The organism is Acetobacter orientalis (assembly GCF_000963965.1).
Classification (GTDB): domain Bacteria; phylum Pseudomonadota; class Alphaproteobacteria; order Acetobacterales; family Acetobacteraceae; genus Acetobacter; species Acetobacter orientalis.
Window position 1 is genome coordinate 85,006 of the sequence record NZ_BAMX01000014.1, and the last position, 15,902, is coordinate 100,907.

Annotated in this window: 13 protein-coding genes and 1 other RNA gene; 3 read left to right on the forward strand and 11 right to left on the reverse strand. The window is 55.1% G+C overall.

Features of this window, described 5'->3' with window-relative positions:
* Positions 1 to 2: 2 nt before the first annotated feature.
* The 7 genes from Abor_RS06105 to rnpB all read right to left on the reverse strand — a co-directional run bounded on the left by Abor_RS06105 (position 3) and on the right by rnpB (position 8,196).
* Complete coding sequence (locus Abor_RS06105; RefSeq protein ID WP_048840955.1) at positions 3 to 1,388, reverse strand: UDP-N-acetylmuramoyl-tripeptide--D-alanyl-D-alanine ligase; 1,386 nt, start codon at positions 1,386 to 1,388, stop codon at positions 3 to 5.
* Complete coding sequence (locus Abor_RS06110) at positions 1,385 to 2,875, reverse strand: UDP-N-acetylmuramoyl-L-alanyl-D-glutamate--2,6-diaminopimelate ligase (protein WP_048840956.1); 1,491 nt, start codon at positions 2,873 to 2,875, stop codon at positions 1,385 to 1,387. The genes Abor_RS06105 and Abor_RS06110 overlap by 4 nt, the downstream gene beginning before the upstream one ends.
* Positions 2,872 to 4,953: a peptidoglycan D,D-transpeptidase FtsI family protein gene (locus Abor_RS06115; protein WP_048840957.1), complete on the reverse strand. Its 2,082-nt coding sequence runs from the start codon at positions 4,951 to 4,953 to the stop codon at positions 2,872 to 2,874. The genes Abor_RS06110 and Abor_RS06115 overlap by 4 nt, the downstream gene beginning before the upstream one ends.
* 38 nt (positions 4,954 to 4,991) lie before the next feature.
* A complete protein-coding gene (gene ftsL / locus Abor_RS06120) occupies positions 4,992 to 5,975 on the reverse strand; it encodes a cell division protein FtsL (protein WP_048840958.1) in 984 nt (327 codons plus the stop codon).
* The gene (gene rsmH, locus Abor_RS06125; RefSeq protein WP_048840959.1) at positions 5,972 to 6,988 is read right to left on the reverse strand and encodes a 16S rRNA (cytosine(1402)-N(4))-methyltransferase RsmH; all 1,017 of its coding nucleotides are present in this window, start codon (positions 6,986 to 6,988) and stop codon (positions 5,972 to 5,974) included. The genes ftsL and rsmH overlap by 4 nt, the downstream gene beginning before the upstream one ends.
* Positions 6,985 to 7,458 carry a division/cell wall cluster transcriptional repressor MraZ gene (gene mraZ, locus Abor_RS06130; RefSeq protein WP_048840960.1) on the reverse strand — a complete coding sequence of 158 codons (474 nt, stop codon included), beginning with the start codon at positions 7,456 to 7,458 and terminating at the stop codon, positions 6,985 to 6,987. The genes rsmH and mraZ overlap by 4 nt, the downstream gene beginning before the upstream one ends.
* Positions 7,459 to 7,782: 324 nt before the next feature.
* An RNA gene (rnpB, locus tag Abor_RS06135) (RNase P RNA component class A) lies at positions 7,783 to 8,196 on the reverse strand.
* 136 nt (positions 8,197 to 8,332) lie between these two features.
* Here rnpB and Abor_RS06140 point away from each other — a divergent pair.
* Positions 8,333 to 9,436 (forward strand): alpha/beta hydrolase, encoded by a 1,104-nt coding sequence (locus tag Abor_RS06140; RefSeq protein ID WP_244877872.1) that lies wholly within the window; start codon positions 8,333 to 8,335, stop codon positions 9,434 to 9,436.
* Positions 9,437 to 9,464: 28 nt separating this feature from the next.
* Here Abor_RS06140 and Abor_RS06145 read toward each other — a convergent pair whose 3' ends face one another.
* Entirely contained in the window at positions 9,465 to 9,911 is a 447-nt protein-coding gene (locus Abor_RS06145; RefSeq protein WP_048840961.1) for a hypothetical protein, read from the reverse strand.
* A complete protein-coding gene (gene zwf, locus Abor_RS06150; protein WP_048840962.1) occupies positions 9,908 to 11,380 on the reverse strand; it encodes a glucose-6-phosphate dehydrogenase in 1,473 nt (490 codons plus the stop codon). The genes Abor_RS06145 and zwf overlap by 4 nt, the downstream gene beginning before the upstream one ends.
* Before the next feature lie 260 nt (positions 11,381 to 11,640).
* Here zwf and Abor_RS06155 point away from each other — a divergent pair, with 260 nt between their 5' ends.
* Together Abor_RS06155 and Abor_RS06160 are read left to right on the forward strand one after the other, a co-directional pair.
* Positions 11,641 to 11,913 (forward strand): DUF2312 domain-containing protein, encoded by a 273-nt coding sequence (locus Abor_RS06155; RefSeq protein WP_048840963.1) that lies wholly within the window; start codon positions 11,641 to 11,643, stop codon positions 11,911 to 11,913.
* 75 nt (positions 11,914 to 11,988) lie between these two features.
* Positions 11,989 to 12,636, forward strand: coding sequence for a hypothetical protein (locus Abor_RS06160; protein WP_048840964.1), 648 nt, complete (start codon positions 11,989 to 11,991; stop codon positions 12,634 to 12,636).
* A gap of 30 nt (positions 12,637 to 12,666) precedes the next feature.
* On the opposite strand, the gene proB is transcribed toward Abor_RS06160, so the two are convergent.
* Together proB and Abor_RS06170 are read right to left on the reverse strand one after the other, a co-directional pair.
* Entirely contained in the window at positions 12,667 to 13,797 is a 1,131-nt protein-coding gene (gene proB, locus Abor_RS06165; protein WP_048840965.1) for a glutamate 5-kinase, read from the reverse strand.
* 403 nt (positions 13,798 to 14,200) lie between these two features.
* A complete protein-coding gene (locus tag Abor_RS06170) occupies positions 14,201 to 15,733 on the reverse strand; it encodes a glycosyltransferase family 39 protein (protein WP_048840967.1) in 1,533 nt (510 codons plus the stop codon).
* Positions 15,734 to 15,902: the final 169 nt, after the last annotated feature.

The following is a 15,902-nucleotide window of genomic DNA, read 5'->3' on the forward strand; positions in this document are numbered from 1 at the left end:
GCTCAGGCTGGCTCCACGGTGTTCAGGCCGGTAAGAGCCTCAATAATGGTACGCATACGGCTACCCAAACTGCCTTTTACCAAAACGGCATCTCCCTTACGCAAGGCTGCGCAAACAAGAGGGGCAAGGGAGGCAGAGCTATCTGCCCATGCGCCCTGTTTGGCGTGGGGCAGGGCATCAAAAAGCGATTTCATGTGGGGTCCGCAGCAAAAAACAAGGTCAGCACATGTGGCCGCAGCAGGTGCTAGGGCCGCATGTTCGGAAATGGCAAATTCGCCCAATTCGCGTATGTCACCTAATACGGCAATGTGGCGCTGGGCGGGCACAAGGCGCAAAACATCAAGCGTTGCACGAATAGACGTGGCAGAGGCGTTATAGCTCTCGTCCAGCAAAGTAATAGCCCCACCTGCTATGGTGGTAAGGGCACCACGACCTTTACCCGGCACAAAGGTGGCAAGGGCCGCGGCCGCGCGTGGCAGGTCGGCCCCAAAGGCGGCGACTACGGCTAAGGCGTTTAAGGCGTTGCGGGCAAGGTGGGCACCGGGGGCGTTAAGCGTAACAGCAACGTTTTGTGCGCCTATATGGGCGGTAAAAGTGGAGCCATTGGGTTGTGTATTTAACGCGCTCAGGCGGGCAAAGCTGTTGGCCTGCAAGCCACTCTGCCACAGGGTTGCGTGCGCGGTTTGGGCGGCACTTTCAAAAAAAGGCTGGCCGTGTGCATCGTCTGGTACAATGGCAATGCCGCCTGCGGGCAGGGCTGCAATAAGGGTCGCTTTTTCCTGCGCAATGGCATCGAGGCTGCCCATATGCCCCAAATGAGCCGAGGCAATGGTGCTAATAACAGCCACATCAGGCTTGACCATGCGGGCAAGGGGCAGAATTTCGCCGGGGTGGTTCATGCCTATTTCGCTAATGCAAAAGGCAGCGTTTTGTGGCAACCGCGCAAGGGTTAGCGGCACACCCCAATGGTTGTTGTATGATGCCTCTGCCGCGTGGGTTGGCCCAAGGGCAGAAAGGGCTACACGCAGCATTTCTTTGGTGGTGGTTTTACCCACGCTACCGGTAATGGCCACAACTTTGCCGCTAAAGCGGGTGCGGGCAGCAGCCGCTAAAGCCTGCAAACCGTGCAATGTGTCTTGCACCACCAAAAGGCGTGGGTCTGTTTGGCCGGTTGTGTTGTGCACCAAAACGGCGGCAGCCCCTTTGCCAAGTGCTGTGGCAATATGTGTATGGCCGTCGCTGTTATCGCCTTGTAGGGCAATAAACAGGTCTCCGGGGGTGAGGGTTCGGGTATCTATGGAAATACCCGTAACTTCTGGCGTGCAAGCCCCTAGAAAATGGCCGCCAGTTGCGGCTTCAAGTTCTGCGCGTGTCCAGAGTGCGGTCATGCTTTACCTGCCAGTGTGCGCAAAACGCTTACATCATCAAATGGGTGCACTTCTGTGCCAATAATTTGCCCTTGCTCGTGCCCTTTACCGGCAACCACCAGCACATCGTGCGGGCCAAGTAGGGTTAGGGCTTCGGCAATGGCGGTGTGGCGGTCTGCTATTTCTAGCGCATTGGGTGCACCGGCTTTTACCTCTGCCCGTATGGTGGCAGGGTTTTCTGTGCGGGGGTTGTCGTCTGTAATAATAACGATATCGGCCCCTTTGGCGGCTTCTTGGGCCATAAGGGGGCGCTTGCCTTTATCGCGGTCTCCGCCTGCGCCAAATACTACCACCAAACGGCCCAACGCATGGGGGCGTAGAGAGGCTAAAAGCCGCGCCAGTGCATCTGGCGTGTGGGCGTAATCAACATACGCGCTGGCCCCGTTGGGCAGCACAACGGCTTGCTCCATACGGCCCCGCACACCTTTAAGGGCGGGTAAAAAGGCGAGTATATCTGCCAAGTTTGCATCAACCGGGGTGGCAAGGGCTGCGGCCAGTAGGGCGTTATCTACTTGGTAGCGGCCGGGCAATGCCAGCGTTACGGTATGGCGTTGGCCACCAAGGTCTAGTTCTAATTCTTGCCCGGCCGGTAGGGCACGTTGGGCCAGTAGGCGAATACTCTCCCCATTTTCGCCTACCGTGCGCAGGTGCTGGTTACGGCGTGCTGCAATGCTGCGCAGGGCGTTTAGGGTTGTTGCGTCCATATCGGCATTGGCGGCGGCAAGTTTGCCGGGGGGCAGCAGGTCTGCAAACAGGCGCAGTTTGGCTTGCCGGTAGGCTTCTATGGTGCCGTGGTAGTCTAGGTGGTCTCGCGTGAGGTTGGTAAAACCTGCCGCACACAAGTGCAGGCCATCTAGCCGGTTTTGTTCTAACCCGTGGGAGGAGGCCTCGAGCGCAACATGCTGCACACCAGCTTGCGCAAGGGTAGCCAAGCCTGTGGCAAGGGCCACCGGGTCTGGCGTGGTAAGGGGTGGCATGCTGACAGGCGGCAGGTTGGTACCCGTTAAGCCTAACGTACCAATGGCTGCGGCTTTTTGCCCCTGGAGTGCCCAAAGCTGGCGCACAAAATCTGCCGTGCTGGTTTTACCGTTAGTGCCGGTAATGGCCACAAGCTGCTCTGGTTGTGGGCCAGCTAGAGCTGTTGCCATAAGCGCCAGTGCATGGCGTGGGTTTTCTACCAGTACCAGAGGGCGGGGCGGTACGCCTTGGGGCCATTCTGTGCCAATGGGGGCTAGTATGGCGGCGGCCCCTTGGGCTACGGCGTTGGCTATAAAGGTGCGGCCATCACTTTTTACGCCGGGTAAGGCTGCAAACAGGGTGCCGCCTGTAACGGCGCGGCTATCTGCCGTAATGGCCTGAATGGGCCGCGCATACTCTGCTTGAGTGCAGAGCGTGGGTGTAAGTGTGGGGTTAACGGCGCGGCACAGCGCGCTGAGGGGCTGGCTCATTCGTCCATCACCTCGTGGGCGTGTTTTTTCTGTTCGGCCAGCATGCGTTTTTCAGCGGCTTTTTCTGCTTTGTGGGCGGCTTCAGCTTTACGGGGGTCTCCGGGGTCGTTGCCGGGGCCAAGGGGGCGCACGCCACGCGGCACGGCAGGGTGCATGGGCAGGGCCATGCTGGCATCAATTTGCTCTGCATGTGCTGTGTCGGGGAAGATTTGCAGCATTGGCCCAATGCGCGAAATAACTTTGGACACAGTAGGGGCCGCGTTCCAACCTGCGGTTGTCCAACCGTGTGTTTGTGGTGTGGGCTTGGGGCTGTCGAGCATGACATAAACCGCATAGCGCGGTGCGTTCATGGGGAAAATACCGGTAAAGGCTGAAATATTAACGTGTTTTAGGTAGCCGCCATGGGGGCCAATTTTTTCTGCCGTGCCGGTTTTGCCGCCCACAAAATACCCCGGAGATTCAGCAGTTTTACCCGTGCCGCTGGTAACGTCGAGCCGCAAAAGCCGACGCAGCAAAGAGGAGTTTTTTTCAGACAGTACCCGTGGCCCTTCTGGGTTGGGGAGGGGGTCTTCGCTGCTGTCTGATGAGGTTTGGCTAAGGGGCGCTTTTGTGGCTTGTGCTGCTGCTTGCTCAAACGCTGTGTTTTGAATGTCTTGCTGGAGCGTTTGCCCGGCGGTAGCCGCGGGGGTGCCCGCTGGAGTAACGGCGTTGCCCGCTAAGGCCGATGGCGCATCTTCACGCTCAAGCAAGGTGGGTTTTACCAAAATACCGCCATTAACGGTGGCAGCCGTGCCGCGCACAATGGCCAATGGGGGTTCTGCCATACCGTGGCCAAAGCCTACGGTCATGGTGGTAGAAAGGCTCCATTGGTGTGGCACCAAGGGGCGGGCTGCTTCTGGTAGCTCTACAGGTACGGGTGCAAAAAAGCCCATAGAGCGCATCCACTCAGACTGCTTTTTAGCCCCGACATCAAGCGCAATATGTGCTGCCGCCGGGTTGGACGAAAACGCCATAACTTCTGGCAAAGACAGCCACTCGCTAAAATGGTCGCTTTTCATGTCCGAAATTTTGAAGCGCCCAACATGAATGGGAATAGACGAAAACCGATCCCAAATATGTACGGTGCCGGTTTCTAGCCCCATAGCTGCGGTTTGCAGCTTAAAAGTTGACCCCGGCTCGTATAGGCCAGTGACCGCGCGGTTAAAGCGGGCGTCGTTTGTGGCGTGGGCAAATTCGTTGGCGTCGTAGTCTGGCAGGCTGACCATGGCAATAATTTCGCCAGTGCGCACGTCCATAACAATGGCGCAGGCGCCAATAGCCTGAAAGGTGGTCATGGCATTGAACAATTCGTCACGCACAACAGACTGCACGCGTACATCAAGCGACAGGCGCAGCGGTTTGCGGTCAGACATCAGGCGTTTATCAAAATACCGCTCAACGCCAGCTACGCCGTGGTCGTCAATATCAACCGCACCCATAATTTGGGCGGCCATGTGGCCTAGGGGGTAGTGGCGGCGCTCTCCGGGTTCAAAATAAATGCCGGGAATACCAAGGCTGTTTATTGCCAGCTCCTGCTGGGGCGAAATATTGCGCGCAATATAAACAAACTGCTTGGGCAGGGAGAGCCTGCGTACCGTTTCGGTTTCGTCTAGGTCTTTCAGAATATTTTTGAGTTTTTTAGCGACATCCTGCGGGTCTATAAGCTCCTGCGGGTTGGCATATACTTGGGCTACGGGCAAAGACAGTGCCAGTGTTTGGCCGTTACGGTCTACAATAGAGGCACGGTGCACTTGGGGCAGCGAGAAGTCTCCTGCCAACCTGCCTTTGGGGTCTATTTTAGGAATTTCTGGTACCTGCGGCGCAATTTGCCGTTTTTCAGGCTCCATGGGGTTAAACACGGTGGCAATAGAAAGCCTAACCGCAACCACAGTAAACAAGGCAGAAAAAAGGGCTGCTACCCCTAACAGCCTTGCATGCATTGTATCCCTATGAGCCCGAGCGCGAAGATCATCCCCCGTTACGCGCACTGTGCGCCCAGAGGGGAGAGAGGGGTCATGATCTTGCGGCGGTAGGGCCATTTCGGGGTGTAAACACTTTCAGGCTAAATACAGAATAGTTAGTTGGTCATGGGTACGGGGGGCGGCAGTGCATCATCACCACGCCCCAGCAGCGAGCCACTGCCATAGGAGGAATTGGCCCGCGCTTCAACATATCCTGTATTGGTAGGGGCTGCGTGGCGGGTACGGGTGGCATGCCAGCTTGCCACACTCACTGGTAGAGGGTGGCGTACGGGCTGCTCGGTTTCTGCCTCGGCGGTTATGGCGGGGCGTGGGGTGTAAGGGGTTGTGTGTGCTACCGCTACCGGGGCCACGCGGCGTGGTGCCGGGGTAGCAAGGGCTGGCGTTACGCTGGCAACCGCTACAGGTACAGGCCGGGGTGCTGGGGTAACGGCTACGGCAGGGCGCGGTGTTTCAGAGGCTAATTGTACTGCATGGTGTGCCACGGCCTGTGGGCGTGGGGCGGGCAGGCTGTCTGTATCGCTTAGGCTTGCAAGTGTTGTGTCATGCCGCACAACAGCACGTACTGGCAGTTTGGGTTTTGCCGGGGCAGCCTCTGCCACCAGTGTTGCTGCGTGGGGCTGGCTGTCTTGTGTGGTAAAGCTGCGTGGGGCCGGGCGTGCGGGTTCTGGCGCAGCCGGGCGGGTGTCAGCTACGGTGGTAACAGCAGGCTTGGTTGCCACATGGGGGGCAGGGGTTACGTTTGCCACCAAGGCAACGGCCGCGTGAGCGGCATCAACACTGTCGTGGCTAATAGCGGGCAGGTGCTTGTCTAGGTCTGCCATACGCACAAACTGGCTTGGCTCCATAGGGCGCAGGCCGCTTAGGTGCTGCTCAGCTAGGCGGGTTAGGCGTTCTGGCTGGTTTTCCAGTGCCCATTCCGTGCGGAGCATAGCAGTTTGAGACCGCACGCGCTCTGTATCAGCCACGATTTTAGAAATCTGCTGATCCAGCAAGGTGGTCTGGTGCTTTTTGGTATACAGAAAGAACCCAGACGAAATGGCCAGAACAGCGCAGCAGCAGGTAAAGGGCCGTGGAATCATGGGTTCAGTCCTTTGTCGAAGGAAGAAACAGGTAAAGTGCGTTTGGCAACCGCACGCAGCCGCGCACTACGGGCGCGCGGGTTGGCGTGGCATTCGGCCTCGCCGGGGCGTACGGGTTTGTTGGTAAGCGCTACAAATGGGCTTTCTGTGCCACGAGACATGGCAGCGCGCGGGTCGTAGCGGGAAAAACTGTCTGCCTTGCCGGTAGCCTTGGCAAAAAGACGCTTGGCAATACGGTCTTCTAGAGAATGGAACGAGACAACAACCAACCGCCCACCGGGGGCCAGTAGGGTTAGCGCTTGCTCCAGCCCGCGTTCAATTTCACCCAGCTCATCATTGACCGCAATGCGCAAGCCTTGGAAGGAGCGGGTGGCTGAATCAATGCCGGAGCGGTCTGCCGGAATAACCCGGCGGATAAGCCCTGCCAGTTGCAGCGTGCTGGTAAATGGGGTTTCAACGCGGTCGGTTACAATAGCGCGGGCCACGCGGCGGGCGTGGCGCTCTTCTCCGTAATAATGGAAAATATCAGCCAGCTCTGCTTCTGGGGCTTTGTTAACGATATCTGCCGCCGTTGGGCCGCTTTGGGCCATGCGCATATCAAGCGGGCCATCGTTCTTGAAAGAAAAACCACGCTCGGCTTCATCGAGTTGGAAAGAAGACACGCCAAGGTCAAGCACAATGCCATCAAAAGCGGGGGCTTGGGCCTGCTCGGTTAGGTCTTGCATGCTGCCAAAACCACCGTGCAGCATGTGCAGGCGGAGCTTGCCGCTGGCAGCCTCAAATGTAGCAGCCAGGGCTTTGCCACGGGCAATGGCGTCTGGGTCGCGGTCGATCGCCCAAACCGTGCAGTCTGCTTTATTTAAAATTGCTGTGGTGTAGCCACCGCCGCCAAAAGTGCAGTCCAGAATGGCCTCACCCTTTTTGGGGGCAAGCTCGGCCATAACCTCGGCCAGCATAACCGGCATGTGGCCAGACAGGTGTGGGGCCTCTACGGCGGGAGAGAGCGTGCTCATTGTGCCCCCCCACTCTGGCTGGTTGGCAGGCTAATACGGCGTGAGCGTAAGCGGGCCTCGGCACGGCGCTGCTCGGCTGCTTTTGGTTCCCAAATTTGAAAGGTGCGGCCTACGCCCATAAAGGCGGCAGTTGCGCTGTCTGTTAGGCCCGCATGCTCCCGCAAAAAATCTGGCAGAATAATGCGGCCTTCGCGGTCGGGGTCTATGGGGTAGGCATCTGCGTAGAGGGCTGCGGCAAGGTCGTCATGTTCATCAGAGAACATGTCTAGCCGGTCGAGCGGCTGGGTGAGGTGAGCAAACACGGCAGACGGCCACGCTTCAACACAGGGCAGTGTGTGTGAGGGCCGAAGAATCACCAGTGCATCACCTTCTGTTTGTAGTGCCTTCAATACTGTGCGGAACCCGGCCGGAACCGAGATGCGCCCCTTGGCATCGAATCGGTTTTCATGCGTGCCGAGAAACACTCCCACGAGACACGTTTTCCTTCCGAGTCAGCCTCTTGCGTTCGCAGAACAACGGGGAACGATGCCGCCACACCACATGTATGGTGTGCTTTGGGATAGCATGGGATTTTATGGGAAGCAAACCAAAACAACAGAAAAAACAGCAGAAAACAGCGATTTCTAAAGTATTCTTTTAGAATAGGTGGGGTGGCTTTGGGGGTGAATACTGAATAGATCAACAAGAGATAAACATTATTTGTTCTTATTTTGTTCTCTTTTTGACGGAGTATACCCAGAACGGGCCATGAAATCCCATGGGGTAAAAGGCGAAAAGAAGGCGGAAAAGAGAGAAGGGCCAGACGGTCTATAAGCCGGGTTCTGTCCAGCCCAATAAAGGGCCTGGACGGTCATTCATCTAGGGTTTGCCTTGCGGCAAACCTCGTGCAACCAACCCGAGCAGCGGGGCGAAAGACCCCTGAAACCCCGTTAAGGGTTTCTGCCGCTCCTATTTGGTTTTGCTCCCGGTGGGGTTTACCATGCCTCCGCTGTTACCAGCCGAGCGGTGCGCTCTTACCGCACCGTTTCACCCTTACCTTCAGTATTCCGTCCCATGGTTGCCCATGAGTGGTACCCGGAAGGCGGTTTGTTTTCTGTGGCACTTTCCCTAAGGTCGCCCTCGCCGGTCATTAACCGGCACCGTTCTTCCGTGGAGCCCGGACTTTCCTCTCCCTTGCAAAGCAAGGCAGCGACCGTCCAACCGTCTGGCGGTGGCACCCTGCGTCGAGAGTGGCAGCAGGTCAAGGCTCTATACGGCTGCTTTGCAAGAAAAACTCTTGCATGGTGCGTGTGGGTAGGCACTCTGCAAGGCTAAAGAGCCTATACGAGAAGGGAGGGCGCGCTGTTGGAAGGTAACGCCAAAGCTGGTGCATTTTTAGGTGCCGTGCCAAGCCCCACCCCTATGCGCCCAGACCCAGTGCGGCCCAATGTGGCTTCTCGCCTCTTACTGGCATGGTTAGCCAAGCTCTCTGCCCACAGGCGCAAAAGGGCGGCAACAATACAAGGGGCAAAGCAGGGTAGAGGAGCTGATGAAGGCCCCTTAATTCCAGAACCACCCCGCACGGCTCCCGCACGTGCTGTAGCGCAGGCTGATTTTTTAAAAGCGCTACGTATAGCAATGGATAAACCGTCTTTTCCCATAGCATTTTCAGCGTTGCAGGTGCGTAAGGTTTTAACACGCCACATACCCGGTGCCGCAGGGCCTATGCAGGCCCGCCTTTATTTGCCCCGTGGGCGTATTAGGGGGGCGGTTTTGTTTTTGCATGGCGGCGGGTTTGTGCATTGTGGCTTAAACTCTCACCACGGTATATGTTGCCGCCTGGCCCGTATTTCTGGGGCGGCTGTGTTGTTGCCAGATTACCGGTTAGCCCCGGAGCACCCTTTTCCTGCTGCGGCAGATGATGCTTTGGCGGCTTACAAGTGGCTTACAGCCTGCTGCCAGCGGTTATGGGGTGGCAAAGTTGCTGTAGCCGGAGATAGTGCAGGCGGTAATTTGGCGGCTGTTGTGGCGCAAGATGCCAAAGCGGGCAAAGCGCCCCTGCCTGCCATGCAGCTTTTATATTATCCATCGCTGTATGGAGCACAGGAGTTTGCGTCTCATAGTTTTTATGCGGAGGGGTATTTTCTCTCTCGTGCGTCCATGCAGTGGTACGGAGAGCAATACATAGCCCACCCCCAAGACTGGACAGCCCCGCGTTTTGTACCCGGCCACCAGCCAGATTTAAGCGGCTTACCTCCTGCGGTTATAATAACCGCAGAGTGTGACCCCATGCGAGATGAAGGGGCGGCTTACGCGCACGCTCTTAAAAAAGCAGGGGTGCCAGTGCGCTACCAGTGCTACCCCGGCGCATTACACGGCTTCCTTAATTTTTATGCGTGTATGCCCTATGGCAAAAAGGCCCTGCGCCTAGGGGGCAGGGCCTTACGCAAACTGTTTGAACACGCTTAAAACGAGTTAAAGTTTCAAAGCTGCGCGTTTAGGGAATGGGGTGAAACGTGCCCGGAGAGCCTTGGTCGCTCATAATAACTTTATTGAGCCGGTCTATGCGTAGCGTAAACAGCTTTGGCAGCTCGTCTTTGGGGCCGGGGCAGGTGCCGGAGTGCTTTTGCATAACGTCAATACGAGTGGCGGTTGGGGCATCGTTGCCATTAACCACAAAAAGCAGGCAGTCGGGGCGGTCGTGGCTCATGCCGTTATGGGTCACCAAAACGCGCAGGTGGCGTACCAGTGCCGTGTCTTCAAACCAGCTTTCTGGCTTAAAGGTGTAGCGGTCTGCCATTGTGTCCAGCACGCCACTTTTGGCCAGCACAATAACCAGCAAAGAAATGGGCAGCACCAGTGCAAGCCTGCGCAGAATATGCTGGCGTAGGGTACGTTTTTTAAACGGGCCGCGAGGGGTGGTTAAAATGGTTTTTTTGCTCATGTCAGCATATCTTCGTGCCAGAGTGCGCCATCACGGGCCAAAAGCGCGCGGGTAGAGGCCGGGCCCCAGCTTCCGGCTGGGTAAGGTTCAAGCGGAGACTGCGCCTCACGCCAAGAGGTTAGAATGGGTTCTATCCACCGCCAAGAGGCTTCAACTTCATCGCGGCGAATAAACAGGGCCGGGTTACCACGCACGGCATCAAGTAAAAGCCGTTCGTAAGAATCGTGGTAGGTCACTTTAAACTGTTGGCGGTTAGACATGCTCAGGTCGGCATTGCGCACACGAAAGCCACCTACGCCGGGGTCTTTGGCGGCTAGCACCAAAGATAACCCTTCTTCTGGAGCAATGCGAATAACCAAACGGCCCGGTGAGGGCGTGTTGCTGAAAATAGACCAAACCTGCGGGCGAAATTGCAGCACAATTTCTGTGCTTTTGGCCGCCATACGTTTGCCGGTACGCAGGTAGAAAGGCGTGTTACCCCACCGTGCAGTGCGAATTTTGGTACGAATAGCCACAAAGGTTTCTGTGTTAGAGGCGCGGTCTCGGCCTAGGTCGTCTGTGTAGCTACCCACTTTTTGGTCATCTATGCGGCCTGCGCTGTATTGGCCACGTATAACGTTTTGGCGCACCATGTCTGGGGTCATGGGGCGCAGGGCATTAAGCACTTTTAGTTTTTCGTTACGCAGGTCGTCACCGCTGAGAGAGGCCGGAGCATCCATGGCCAACATGCACAGCACTTGCAGCAGGTGGTTTTGCACCATGTCACGCAGTGCGCCCGATTCATCATAGTAAGAGCCGCGCGTGCCAACACCCACGGTTTCTGCTGCCGTAATCTCTACATGGGCAATGGCATCAGACGACCAGAGTTTTTCCAGTATTGGGTTGGCAAAACGCAGGGCCAAAAGGTTTTGTACGCCTTCTTTCCCCAAGTAGTGGTCAATGCGGTAAATGGCATCTTCAGGGAAAAACTGGCCAACCCCGTCATTAATTTCCGTGGCACTTTTTAGGTCAACACCAATGGGTTTTTCCAGCACGACACGGGTTTGGGGGGTAATAAGCGCTGAGCGCGACAGGGCTGCACAAATAGGGCCATACAGGGCCGGGGCAGTGGCAAGGTAGTAAACCCGCGTGCGGCTTGGCTCATTGAGTTCAGCTTGCAGTGGCCCCCAGTCGCCATCTGGGGCGAGGGCGTCGAGCGGAATATAGGTAATGAGCTCTAAAAAACGATCAAGGAGCGCTGTGTCCTTGGCGGTTTCGGCTGCAAATTCTTTTAGGGCGTTGCGCGTCTGCTGGCGAAATTTTTCCGGGGTAAGGGCTGTACGCGCTACGCAAACCAGGCGGGCTTCTTCTGTAAATTCCTGCGCGTGAAAGCGGCGCAAAAAGGCAGGCAGCAGCTTACGCATGGTCAGATCGCCCGTGGCGCCAAAAATAACAAAGTCAAACGGATCAATCTGATTAATGTGCGCCATGGTTTTTTTCCCTCAAAAGTAGGGGCTAAGCTCTGGTCCCACACGTTTGGACGGCATGATATGCTAGGCTATCATAAGCCAACCAAAGCTGGGGCACTGGTTGGTCAGAGGGTTTGTCTGCAAGGCTTGTAGCTGTCAAGGTAATTGACCGCACGGCCCGCGCACGATAAGCCCGCCGCTTGGAAAAGGTTTAGGGCCAGCCCGTGTGTGCCTAATGGGTAATACGGTCTGGCATGACAAGAAGGTAAGGAAACAGACGGATGGATAACGAAGGTTTTTCCGGGAATGATGATGCCGCCGTGGGGGGCATTGCGGCAGACCGTCTGCGGAGCATTATTGAACGCGTTGAGCGTTTGGAAGAAGAGCGCAAAGCGCTGGCAGGCGACATTAAAGACATTTTTACAGAAGCAAAATCTGCTGGTTTTGAAGTGAAGGTGATCAAACAGATTATTCGCCTACGCAAACAAGAACCCGCCGAGATTGAAGAGCAGGAAACCTTGCTTGATATCTACCGCCGCGCACTTGGTATGTAACAGGGTAGGCCAGAGTGTGGGTGGCCTTTACAGCCCGCACTCCGGCCGTTTGATGACGCAGAGGTCAGTTCATATATGATGTCAGTGTCTTTTCCTGAATGGATGCCACTTTGGGCACAGCTTTTGCTTATGGCTGTTGTCATTGTTTTTGGCTTGGGCTTTCTTATGATGCCCTTTGCCGTATTTGGCGTTAAAGGCCGCTTGGCTGAGCTTGAGCTGGAAATACAAGAACTGCACGCCGATGTGCGGGCTATTTCCATGCGTTTGGCCTCTGCACAGGGTGTAGAAACGGGCCGCCTTTCGCGGGATATGTTTGACCGGGCAGAAGACGAACCCGCAGCGCGGGCCGTGGTAGAAGAAATTCGCCCGCCTGAGCCGCAGGCCAAACCGGCACCTAAGGTGCTAACGCCCCTGCGTGCCCCCCGCGTGTCTGACGCGTATGAGGCAAGGCAGGAAGCCCCGCCCGTGCCCCACATACCGCCAGAGCGGAGCAATTTTACAGAGCGCCGCATGCCATGGCACGCAAAAGAAACCCCCGCAGCCTCTGACAGGCAGGAGCGACAGTGGGAAGAGCCCTGGCAAGACCGTGTGCCAGATGCCAACCAACTGCCCTACAGGCCAGACTTTAGCCGTGAGCGTGAAACCCTGCGCCTAAAACCCTCTGCCGAGATGGAGAGTGAGCGCACAGAACCAACCCTGATCTGGCCGCCCAGAAAGCGGTAAAAAACGTGCTAAAGCGGTAAGCCTACCGCTTTAGAGCATAACCAGATCATCTCGGTGGATAATGGCGTCACGCCCCTGCCAGCCTAAAATCTGCTCAACTTCGCTAGAACGATGCCCGGCAATACGGCGGGCATCATCTGCATCATAAGCGCTCAGGCCACGGGCAAGTAAGCGGCCGCCTTGGTCTATAACGGTTACAAGGTCGCCTTGTGTAAAGTCACCCTTTACCCCTTTTACGCCTGCGGGCAGTAAAGAGCCGCCTTTTTGTAAGGCTTCGGCCGCACCGTCATCAATCATAATTTCACCTGCGGGGGTTAGGCTGCCTGCAATCCATTGTTTGCGCGCCGTTTGGGTGCAGGTTTGGGGTAAAAACCACGAGCACCGCGCGCCTTCAAGCAGGGCCCGCAGGGGGTGGTTGGTTTTACCCACAGCAATAGCCATGGCGCAGCCCGAGCGTGTTGCAATATTGGCTGCCAGCAACTTAGTACGCATACCCCCAGAAGAATAGCCGGGTGGGGGTTCGCCCCCCATGGCTTCAATTTCTGGGGTCATGGCTTCAATAACTGGCAGATGCTGCGCTGTTGGGTCTGTGCGGGGGTCGGCTGTGTAAAGCCCGTCTATATCAGAAAGCAGCACAAGCTGGTCTGCGCCGGTCATTTGGGCAACGCGGGCGGCAAGGCGGTCGTTATCACCAAAGCGAATTTCAGCCGTGGCAATGGTGTCGTTTTCGTTAATAACAGGTACGCAGCCTAAACCCAGCAGGGTTTCTAGGGTGGCGCGTGCGTTTAGGTAACGCTTACGGTCTTCTGTATCATCTGGTGTTAGCAAAAGTTGCGCCGCAGTGAGGCCGTGGGCAGAAAGTGCGTGGCTCCACGCTTGCGCAAGGCTAATTTGCCCGACTGCGGCTGCGGCCTGCTTTTCTGCCAAACTAAGGGGCCCAGCGGTTAAACCTAACGTGTGGCGCGCCAATGCAATTGCACCAGAAGAAACAACCGTCACATCTGTACCCTGTTTGCGCAGCTGGGCAATATCTGCCGCTACACTCTGGAGCCATTCAAGCCGAGGGGCTGCCTTTTGTGCATCAACGACAAGCGCGCTCCCAATTTTGATAACAAGCCGCCGGGCTGTGGCTAGGGAGGGAGGGCTGGCGCGTCCGGTCATTGGGGGGTATCCGTCTGTGCAGAAAACATAAGTGGCGGGTCTTTGGTGGCGCGCAGTAAAGCATATTATGCCCGCACAGTGTATCCGCTACCGCAATATTTTAGGCGGGCGTCTAGCGCATGCTGGCCGTGCTACTGCGGTGCAGGTGCGTAGTTTTTTAAGGTGTGAGAATTTGTTTCAAAATATTCCACCAACTTTCCGCTTAGAGGCTACAGCAACAGCGCAGAGCGCAAGGCAGGTCGGGGTTTTTATGGCTTAAGAACTGGTTTTACCGCTACGTTTTTGCTGCATTGAGTGAAAATACAACGTGTGCAGCCAGCAATTAGAGTTATGTGGTTATTCTAGGTATTTTTTGAAATAATTCTTCGAAATTTGTAAAATTTCTTTTTGAAGTAGAGAAATGTCATGAAGAGGGCGGAGTTATCATGACCACAAAAGAATGGTCTGGTGTGGTATGGCCTGCAAAATGGTGCGCCATATTAACGGCTATTTTAACCGTTTGTGGTGTGGTGTAGTGCGCTGCATTTTCTAGGCAGCCTGCATCTTCTGCGGTAACGGGGCAAATGGTGAGCACCCCATAGCGGTGAATACGTGCGGGTGTAACCCATGGTGCCAAGGTCGGGTCGCTATTGGGAAAGCTGTGTGGGTGCTCGGGGCTATAAAAGCTTGTGCCGTTTGCATACCATGTTGAGCCAGCCACATACATTAAAGGTGCGTGGGTGCGCTCATGCCAAAGGCGTGTTGCTTCTTGCGCCATATCTTGAACGGGTAATTGTTTGCGCCAACCCTTTGTAAAATCAACACGCCAAGCCGTGTATAGCGGTGCTGCCAGCAGCGCACCCGCATTAACAATAAGCGTTGCAAGGAGCGTTACGCGTGCAACAAAATGGGCGGGCAACGTACCAAAGGCTTGAAAAATAAGGAGCGGTAGGAGCGGCACAACCCCTATCATCATTTCTGCCATAACAATGGTTTGCATGCTCAGGCCAAAAGCAAGGGTCAGCACAATGGGGGTAAGTGTAACCGCCAAAACCCATTTTGTGAGAGATTGGGTTAGGGGGCGTGCTGTTGGTGTGCTTTTCTTATGCCAGTAATAAAGGGCGGCAAGCATAACACTAATGCCGCTTATCATACCTAATAGCCCGCCTTCGGCTTTTAATGCTGCGCACGTTACATCATGCCATGCAAAGCCAAGTTTTGTGCGCAAATATGCAAGGGGTGGAGCCTTATGTGTAAAAAGCCAGAGGATATGAGGCAATGTGATAAGAGTAGCGACTGCGCCAGCAAGCCAAGGTTGCCATGAGCGTAGCCAAAGCCGTCCGTTAGGGGTGCAAAGCGCTGCCAAAAGGCAACCTGAAAAGGGTAGTAAGGCGTAATATTTTGAGAGCAGGGTTAAGCCCGCCATTATGCCGAATAAATATGTTGCTCTTTTATTTTTTTGCTCCGTAGCACTAAAGAAAAACGAAAGAACCCAAGGCCACAACGAAAGAAAAATAATGTTGGCATTAAATTTAAAAGCATAAAATGTATAAAGCGGCGTAAGCAGGGGGAGCAAACTTGCGGTAAGGCGCTGTGCTGGGTTTTTGACCAGTTTTGCCGTAAGGTGCCATATACCCCACAAACCAACCGCAGCATTGGTAGCACTGAGTGCGGCAAATGACAGAATATTAGGAGGAAAAACTGAAAACCATATACCGCAGACCCATGCCCAAAAAGGGGGGTGCTGGTGGTAACCAAGTTGGAATTCCTGGCCCCAAGAGTAAGCCTCTGTCATGTCGTGTTTTAATGCAACAGGCATTTCTGTTACGGTGAAATATAGTGTCCAGATCGCAATAAAAAGACAGGCCAGAACAAAACCATCTAATGTCGAAATGTTTTGTAATTTCTTTTCCACATAAGCGAGAAAATTATTTTTCCTGCATAAGGGGTGGTTCATAATTCTTCCTGATAGGCACTTTTATTTTGTGACTAAAACTGACGAGATAGGCTGTATTTTACACACCTAAAAACCGTTACATCATAAAAACTTTTTACCATTTTTCAACTATACACTATTGAAAAATATAATGATTTTAAATTATTTATTAATAGTTTCATAAAAAACA